This is a genomic window from Mesobacillus persicus, assembly GCF_900109925.1.
Taxonomy (GTDB): domain Bacteria; phylum Bacillota; class Bacilli; order Bacillales; family Cytobacillaceae; genus Mesobacillus_B; species Mesobacillus_B persicus.
Window position 1 is genome coordinate 46,142 of the sequence record NZ_FOBW01000022.1, and the last position, 8,392, is coordinate 54,533.

Annotated in this window: 9 protein-coding genes and 1 rRNA gene; all 10 read left to right on the plus strand. The window is 41.4% G+C overall.

Going from position 1 to position 8,392, the window contains the following annotated elements:
* Nucleotides 1–19: 19 nt before the first annotated feature.
* A complete protein-coding gene (gene hslO / locus BMX30_RS21060; protein ID WP_090750045.1) occupies nt 20–898 on the plus strand; it encodes an Hsp33 family molecular chaperone HslO in 879 nt (292 codons plus the stop codon).
* 27 nt (nt 899–925) lie between these two features.
* Nucleotides 926–1,798, plus strand: a complete 873-nt coding sequence (locus tag BMX30_RS21065) for a peptidyl-prolyl cis-trans isomerase (protein ID WP_090750046.1) — start codon at nt 926–928, stop codon at nt 1,796–1,798.
* Nucleotides 1,799–1,956: 158 nt separating this feature from the next.
* Nucleotides 1,957–2,880: a cysteine synthase A gene (gene cysK / locus BMX30_RS21070; protein ID WP_090750048.1), complete on the plus strand. Its 924-nt coding sequence runs from the start codon at nt 1,957–1,959 to the stop codon at nt 2,878–2,880.
* Nucleotides 2,881–3,123: 243 nt separating this feature from the next.
* Nucleotides 3,124–3,966 carry a dihydropteroate synthase gene (gene folP / locus BMX30_RS21075; RefSeq protein ID WP_090750050.1) on the plus strand — a complete coding sequence of 281 codons (843 nt, stop codon included), beginning with the start codon at nt 3,124–3,126 and terminating at the stop codon, nt 3,964–3,966.
* Nucleotides 3,959–4,318 (plus strand): dihydroneopterin aldolase, encoded by a 360-nt coding sequence (folB, locus tag BMX30_RS21080; protein WP_090750052.1) that lies wholly within the window; start codon nt 3,959–3,961, stop codon nt 4,316–4,318. Before folP ends, folB begins: the two co-directional genes overlap by 8 nt.
* Before the next feature lies 1 nt (nt 4,319).
* Nucleotides 4,320–4,832, plus strand: coding sequence for a 2-amino-4-hydroxy-6-hydroxymethyldihydropteridine diphosphokinase (gene folK, locus BMX30_RS21085; protein WP_090750055.1), 513 nt, complete (start codon nt 4,320–4,322; stop codon nt 4,830–4,832).
* Complete coding sequence (locus BMX30_RS21090) at nt 4,784–5,005, plus strand: helix-turn-helix domain-containing protein (protein ID WP_090750057.1); 222 nt, start codon at nt 4,784–4,786, stop codon at nt 5,003–5,005. The genes folK and BMX30_RS21090 overlap by 49 nt, the downstream gene beginning before the upstream one ends.
* 25 nt (nt 5,006–5,030) lie before the next feature.
* Nucleotides 5,031–6,032 (plus strand): tRNA dihydrouridine synthase DusB, encoded by a 1,002-nt coding sequence (gene dusB / locus BMX30_RS21095; protein WP_090750059.1) that lies wholly within the window; start codon nt 5,031–5,033, stop codon nt 6,030–6,032.
* Nucleotides 6,033–6,226: 194 nt separating this feature from the next.
* Nucleotides 6,227–7,711, plus strand: coding sequence for a lysine--tRNA ligase (gene lysS, locus BMX30_RS21100; RefSeq protein ID WP_090750060.1), 1,485 nt, complete (start codon nt 6,227–6,229; stop codon nt 7,709–7,711).
* Nucleotides 7,712–8,155: 444 nt separating this feature from the next.
* A 16S ribosomal RNA gene (locus BMX30_RS21105) occupies nt 8,156–8,392 on the plus strand; the annotation flags it as partial.

Sequence of the window (8,392 nt, forward strand, 5' to 3'; positions counted from 1 at the left end):
AGCGAGAAAGGAGCAGCAAATGAGTGATTATTTAGTTAAAGCCCTTGCGTTTAATGGACAAGTCAGGGCATATGCTGTTAAGAGTACGGAAACAGTGGGGGAAGCTCAGCGGAGGCATTATACTTGGCCGATTGCTTCGGCAGCTCTGGGTCGTACACTTTCAGCGGGTGTAATGATGGGGGCTATGTTAAAGGGTGAAGAGAACTTAACCATAAAGGTAGAAGGTGGCGGACCGATTGGTTTAATCCTTGTTGATAGCAACGCAAAAGGACAAGTCCGTGGTTATGTTTCTAATCCACACGTTCATTTTGATTTGAATGAGCACGGGAAGCTTGATGTTAGAAAGGCTGTTGGGACAGAGGGGATACTTTCTGTTGTCAAAGATATTGGTCTACGCGATTATTTTACCGGGCAAGTTCCGATTGTGTCTGGTGAACTAGGAGAAGATTTTACATATTATTTTGCGACCTCTGAGCAAGTGCCTTCCTCTGTAGGAGTAGGAGTTCTTGTTAACCCGGATAATACGATAAAAGCTGCCGGTGGATTTATTATTCAGTTAATGCCTGGTGCGGAGGACGAAACAATTACGCAGATTGAGACTAGGCTAAAAGAAATCCCGCCAGTGTCGAAACTAATTGATAAAGGTCTATCTCCAGAGGAGTTATTAAAAGAAGTGTTAGGAGAAGAAAATGTGAGTTTTCTTGAGACGCTCCCAATTGCATTTACTTGTAAATGCTCTAAAGACCGGTTTGCTAATGCCATTATTAGCCTTGGAGAAGAGGAAATTAATGATATGATTGAAAAAGATGGGCAGGCCGAGGCACAGTGCCACTTCTGTAATGAGAAATATGTGTATACAGAAGAGGAGTTACACGAACTTAAAAAAGAAGTGAAATAAACACATGAAGATACGGGGGAAACCGGGGTGGAGAAAAAACAGCTTAGGCTAGCCGTATTGATTTTGGCTATCGTAAATGTCCTGACAATTGTTTTTTTTCTGTTGAAGCCTGATGCGAGTAGGGAGACGGTCGCAACAGTAGGAAATGATAAGATCACTAGGCAGGAATGGTTGAATGAGCTAGAGACGAGGTATGGAGAAGACACGCTTCGTGATTTGGTTGATAAGAAAGTCATAGAGACACTGGCTAGTGACTATGATATTAAAGTTTCTGATTCGGACCTTGAACAAGAACTAACTATGTATAAGGCTTTGTATGGAACACAGGGTCAATTTAGCGGGGAAGAATGGGAGGAGCAGGTTAAACTAAGCCTACTTCTAGAAGAGTTGCTAACTAAAGATGCAATGTTTCCTGAAGAGGATTTAAAGGAATATTATCACCAAAATAGAGATTTTTATGATATCCAGGCCTCCTATCACCTTTCTCAAATTATTGTTAAATCATTCGCAGAAGCCGACCAGACGGTGAAAGAACTCGAGGAAGGTTCGAGTTTTGCCGCCCTTGCCATGGAGCGTTCGCGAGACGAGTTCTCAGCCAATTATGGCGGGGATATTGGTTTCGTTTCTGAAAATGATGAAACCGTAGAACAGACAATCCTAACAGCAGTGCAGGATATGAAACCAGGAACATGGTCCGAACCGATCCAGCTTGATTCAGGATATGCCGTCATCTTTTTGCATGAAAAGCTGGAGGGGCAAGAATACTCATTTGAAGACGTTAAAGAACAAATTCGCCGGCAGATGGCGATTGAGCAAATGGAGATTCCTGTTTCTGCGCAAGCGTTCTGGGAAGAAGCAGAGGTAAGTTGGTTTTACGGTAATGAAGAAGAAAAGGAATGAATGAGAGACGGCATGAACCAATGGTTTATGTCGGTTTTTTTCTTCAAAAAAGTAAATCTTCACATAATTAACACAGTAAAAAGATTGACAATTGTTTAGAAGATTGGTAAATTTTAATTAAACCAATAAAAATACTCGGAATAAAGAGAGGGATTATGATGGCACAATTTGCAAACTCTGTAACTGAATTGATTGGACAAACGCCAATTGTTAAGCTAAATGGACTTTCGGATGAAAATAGTGCAGATGTATACCTGAAATTAGAATACATGAATCCTGGCAGCAGCGTAAAAGATCGAATCGCCCTTGCGATGATTGAAGCAGCCGAAGAAAGTGGCAAGCTAAAGGCAGGAGATACTTTAATTGAGCCGACAAGTGGAAATACTGGTATCGGGCTTGCAATGGTAGCCGCTGCTAAAGGTTATAAAGCTATCTTGGTAATGCCAGAAACAATGAGTATGGAGCGCCGCAACCTTCTAAGAGCTTACGGGGCTGAACTAGTCCTAACACCTGGACCAGAAGGCATGAATGGGGCGATAAAGAAGGCTGGAGAGCTAGCTGAGGAACATGGATACTTTATGCCTCAACAGTTCAAAAACTTTGCTAACCCAACTGTTCATGAAAGAACAACAGGACCTGAAATTGTGGCTCAAATGGGCGAACAATTGGATGCCTTTATTTCAGGTATTGGAACTGGTGGAACGATTACTGGTGCAGGGAAAGTCCTACGCGAAAACTACAAGGGCATTAAAATCGTTGCCGTAGAACCAACAGATTCTCCGGTTTTATCAGGTGGCAAACCAGGCCCTCATAAAATTCAGGGAATTGGCGCAGGTTTTGTTCCAGATGTACTAGATACACAGGTTTACGATGATGTAATTCAAGTACAAAACGAACAGGCATTCGAGTATGCGCGCCGTGCAGCAAAAGAAGCTGGCATACTTGGTGGAATTTCTTCAGGAGCTGCTATTTACGCAGCATTGCAAGTAGCTAAGGAGCTGGGCAAAGGTAAAAAGGTGTTAGCGATTATCCCAAGTAACGGAGAACGTTACCTAAGCACACCATTGTATCAGTTTGACTAAAGTGGATGATAGAAAGAAGGGGAGGCAGGCCATGGGTCTAGCCTCTTTTTTGAGTAATGTGGTGTTGTAGTGAATGTGCCTCCCTTCCTCGGTAAAAGGTGGTCGTGGGTTACCTTGAGCTTATAACAACAACCTTTAATGCCCTTATGAAAAAATGCAACTTAGCTCATCATCATGTATGATGTTATTTGGGAAATGATAGAATGAATGATGAACTTTTAGCTACTGAATCAGGAGGACAAAATGGACCAAAGTACTGGAGTGATTAAGGCGGGACCTTACCGACTCAATTATCAAAAGAAAACACTCATTATGGGTATTTTAAATGTAACCCCAGACTCTTTTTCAGACGGTGGGAAGTACAATCAGGTTGAGGCGGCGTTGAAGCGTGTAAGTCAGATGGTTGAAGATGGTGCAGATATTATTGATATCGGTGGCGAATCAACTAGGCCGGGATATACTCGGATCTCGCAGGAAGAAGAAATTGAGCGGATTGCACCAATTATTGAGGCAATCAGTAAAAACATTGATGTTGCCATCTCAGTAGACACTTATAAGGCAGGGGTTGCAAAGCAGGCGTTAGAGGCTGGTGCCCATATCATTAATGATATATGGGGGGCGAAAGCTGATCCTGATATGGCGAAGGTTGCAGCTGAATTTGATGTCCCAATTATTTTGCAGCATAATCGACAACAACAGGACTATGCCTATTTTATTCGTGATGTATTTAATGATCTATATAAAAGTGTTGGTCTTGCGCGGATGGCAGGAGTCAAACCTGAAAACATCATTTTGGACCCTGGTATCGGGTTTGCGAAAAGCCATGAACAAAACATAGAAATCATGCAAAATCTCGATACAATGGTATCATTGGGCTATCCAGTACTCCTTGGAACATCAAGGAAATCAATAATAGGGAATGTACTTGGGCTTCCTGTGAACGAGCGATTAGAAGGGACAGGGGCGACGATTTGCTATGGAATACAAAAAGGGTGTCAGTTGATTCGTGTCCATGATGTCAAGGAAATGGCAAGAATGGCAAAGATGATGGACGCCTTGAACGGAAAGGAAACTGATAATGGATAAAATTCATCTAAAACAAATGCAATTCTACGGCTATCATGGTGTATATCCAGAAGAAAACAAACTTGGGCAACGTTATGCGGTCGACCTTACAGTTGAAGTTGACCTGTCTAAGGCAGGTATAAGCGATCGACTAGAGGACTCAATTAATTATGCAGAGCTCTATAATATATGTAAGGAGATTGTAGAGGGGAAGCCTTACAATCTTGTAGAAGCAGTTGCAGAAAAGATTGCTGCAACTATATTAGAAAAGTATAATGCCATAGGCATATGCCATGTGATGGTTATTAAGCCTGACCCGCCTATCCCAGGACATTACCAGTCTGTTGCGGTAGAAATCACAAGGGGTCGTTAGGATGGATAATATCGCTTATATCGGGGTTGGCTCTAATATCGGGAACCGACTAGACTACATATCCGAAGCTGTAAAAAGGCTTGACCATCATAAGGAGATAAAGGTGGTAAATACTTCTTCTATTTATGAGACAGATCCCGTCGGGTATACAAATCAAGCGTCATTTCTAAACATGGTCATCAAGATAAGAACAACTCTTGCTCCTCTTGCGCTATTGGAGAGTTTACTTTTTATAGAGGAAGAACTTGGGAGGAAAAGGGAGATTAAGTGGGGGCCACGAACATTAGACCTTGACATTTTGCTCTATAATCAAGAAAATATAAAATCAGAGAAGTTAATGATTCCTCATCCTAGGATGTTGGAGCGGGCTTTTGTGATTGTTCCGTTATTAGAAGTAGATTTGCAATTAAACTTGCCAGGTATTGTCGATCGTGACAGTTTACGAGATAAAGAAGGAGTTCGAATATGGAAGCGGAAAAATGGGGAAGACGTATTCGCGCTTTTCGAAAGCTAAAAGGTTTTACGCAAGAGAGTTTTGCAAAAGAACTAGGAGTCTCTGTCTCGGTTCTAGGGGAAATAGAGAGAGGGAATCGTATGCCGGATGAATCCTTTAAGCAACAAGTTGCTTATATGCTCAAAATTAGTGTCGAGGAATTAGCGCCACCAGAGGAGAGTAAGCAACGATAAAATATCATAATGCTGGGGGTAGAAGATGCTAAAAATTGGTGACGTTCAAATTGATAACCCCGTCGTACTCGCACCGATGGCTGGGGTATGTAACTCAGCATTCCGCCTAACTGTTAAGGAATTCGGTGCTGGCCTTGTATGTGCAGAAATGGTTAGCGATAAAGGGATTGTCTTTCAAAATGAAAGAAGCTTAGACATGCTTTATATAGATGAAAGAGAGTACCCTTTAAGTTTGCAAATTTTTGGCGGGAAAAAGGATACTCTTGTTGAGGCAGCGCGTTTTGTTGATAAACATTCAAATGCGGCGATTATCGATATCAATATGGGTTGCCCTGTGCCGAAGATTACTAAATGCGATGCAGGAGCAAAATGGTTGCTTGACCCAGACAAAATTTACGAGATGGTTGCAGCAGTAGTAGATGCTGTTGATAAACCAGTAACAGTTAAAATGCGTATGGGTTGGGATGAAGACCACATCTTTGCAGTAAAAAATGCCCAAGCGGTTGAGCGTGCGGGCGGCAGTGCGGTCGCCCTCCATGGACGTACTCGTGTTCAATTATATGAAGGCACTGCGAATTGGGATATTATTCGTGAGGTAAAACAATCAATTAATATTCCGCTGATTGGCAACGGTGACGTTGAAACTCCGCAAGATGCGAAGCGCATGCTCGATGAGACTGGTGTTGACGGTGTAATGATTGGCCGTGCCGCGCTTGGGAACCCATGGATGATTTACAGAACGGTGAAATACCTTGAAACAGGTGAACTTATCGGTGAACCTTCTGTACGTGAAAAGATTGATGTCTGTTTGCTTCACCTAGATAGGTTGATTGCTCTAAAAAATGAAGATGTCGCTTGTCGTGAAATGCGTAAGCATGCAGCATGGTACCTTAAAGGTGTCCGCGGAAATGCAAAAGTACGAAATGCTGTGAATGAATGTAGTACCCGCGACCAGTTCGTAACATTGCTGACAAACTATGTAAATGAAGTGGAAGAGAAAATGGCCTTAGAGTCACAGGCAGTTTAGTTTGACTTTTCGAACACCTTTTTCTATAATACCACTATTACTAATTAAGACTGCCAGCGGTTATACTGGCAGTTTTTTTGCTATTATAACGAATTACCATGTCTGAGATGGTTAATTTGTGTAAAATAATATAGGGAACTCTATTAGTGGGAAATTACATATCAATAACAATTTAATAATTGGAGTGAACATACATGAGTCATGAAGAGTTAAATGACCAGTTTTTAGTTAGACGAGAAAAAATGAATGCTTTAAGAGAAAAGGGACTTGATCCATTCGGGAAACGTTTTGAGCGCAGTCACAGTACTGGAGACGTCATCCAAGAGTTTACAAATCTAGAAAAAGAAGAACTTGAGAGTAAGAACATTACGGTCACTATTGCTGGGCGAATTATGACCAAGCGTGGCAAAGGGAAAGCTGGCTTTGCGCATGTTAAAGATCTAACAGGACAAATCCAAATATATGTTCGTCAGGATGCTGTCGGTGAAGAACAATACGGGATTTTTAATGATGCTGATTTAGGAGACCTAGTAGGTGTAGAAGGAACTCTTTTTAAAACAAAAGTGGGAGAACTATCTATTAAGGTTCAAGACTTTGTCTTCTTATCAAAGGCTCTTCGTCCACTACCTGATAAATTCCATGGCTTAAAGGATGTTGAACAACGTTATCGTCAACGCTATCTAGACTTAATTGTTAGTGATGAGAGCAGGGAGACATTTATCAATCGTAGCCGTATCATCCAATCAATGAGACGCTATCTAGATGACAATGGTTATTTAGAGGTGGAGACACCAATGATGCACTCGATTGCAGGCGGAGCATCAGCACGTCCTTTTATCACACACCATAATGCACTCGATATGACTCTTTATATGAGGATTGCCATTGAATTGCATTTAAAACGCCTAATTGTTGGTGGACTCGAAAAGGTTTATGAAATTGGCCGCGTGTTCAGGAATGAAGGTGTATCCACGAGACATAATCCTGAGTTTACGATGATTGAGCTTTATGAAGCTTACGCGGATTACCGAGATATCATGTCACTTACAGAGAACCTAATTGCCCATATTGCGCAAGATGTACTTGGTACAACAAGCATTCAGTACGGGGATTACCAAATAGATTTGAAACCAGAGTGGAAAAGGCTTCATATGGTCGATGCGATTAAAGAATACACGGGCGTTGATTTCTGGAAAGAGATGACGACTGAAGAAGCTCGTCAGTTTGCAAAAGAACACAACGTAGAGATTACAGATCATATGCAGTATGGTCATATCGTCAACGAATTCTTTGAACAAAAAGTTGAAGAAAAGCTAATTCAGCCAACGTTCATTTTTGGTCATCCAGTTGAGATTTCCCCACTTGCTAAAAAGAATGATGAGGACCCACGTTTTACAGACCGGTTCGAATTATTTATCGTAGCGCGCGAGCATGCAAATGCATTTACAGAGTTAAATGATCCGATTGACCAACGCGAACGATTTGAAGCACAGTTAAAAGAGAAAGAACAAGGCAATGATGAAGCGCATGAAATGGATGATGATTTCATTGAAGCGCTTGAATACGGTATGCCTCCTACAGGTGGACTTGGAATTGGTATTGACCGAATCGTTATGCTTTTAACAAATTCACCATCTATCCGCGATGTCCTGTTATTCCCGTTAATGCGTCATCGTTAATTAAAAAAGCAAAGCAGTGTGTCCAACACATGCTTTGCTTTTTTTTTATATTCAGATTGAAGAGAATCTTCATCCTCTATTAAATGTGTGAAAATGAACATATAAGTTTAACGGGTCCCTGATAAAAGAATAACTCCCTAGTAGTTTGAAAAGTCTTACTTTATTATTAGATGAAAAAAGTTTAAAAAAACTATTGCTATGCCTCGGTAAGGATGGTATATTAATATTCGTTGCTGCGAGACGGCAAAAGTTAACAAGTTGAAGCAATGAAAAACTTGTTGACATCATTAACTGGTTTTGTTAATATATAAGAGTTGCTAAAACAGCAACAACGAATTGTTCTTTGAAAACTAAACAAACAAGCGTCAACAAACAATATTTATCATATCTTCTATTAGAAGAATATGAGCCAACGTTTTATTTTATGAGCTAATCACTCTACTTTTATTGGAGAGTTTGATCCTGGCTCAGGACGAACGCTGGCGGCGTGCCTAATACATGCAAGTCGAGCGGACTGATGGGAGCTTGCTCCCTGATGTTAGCGGCGGACGGGTGAGTAACACGTGGGCAACCTGCCTGTAAGACTGGGATAACTCCGGGAAACCGGGGCTAATACCGGATAATTCATTCCCTCTCATGAGGGAATGCTGAAAGACGGTTTCGGCTGTCACTTACAGATGG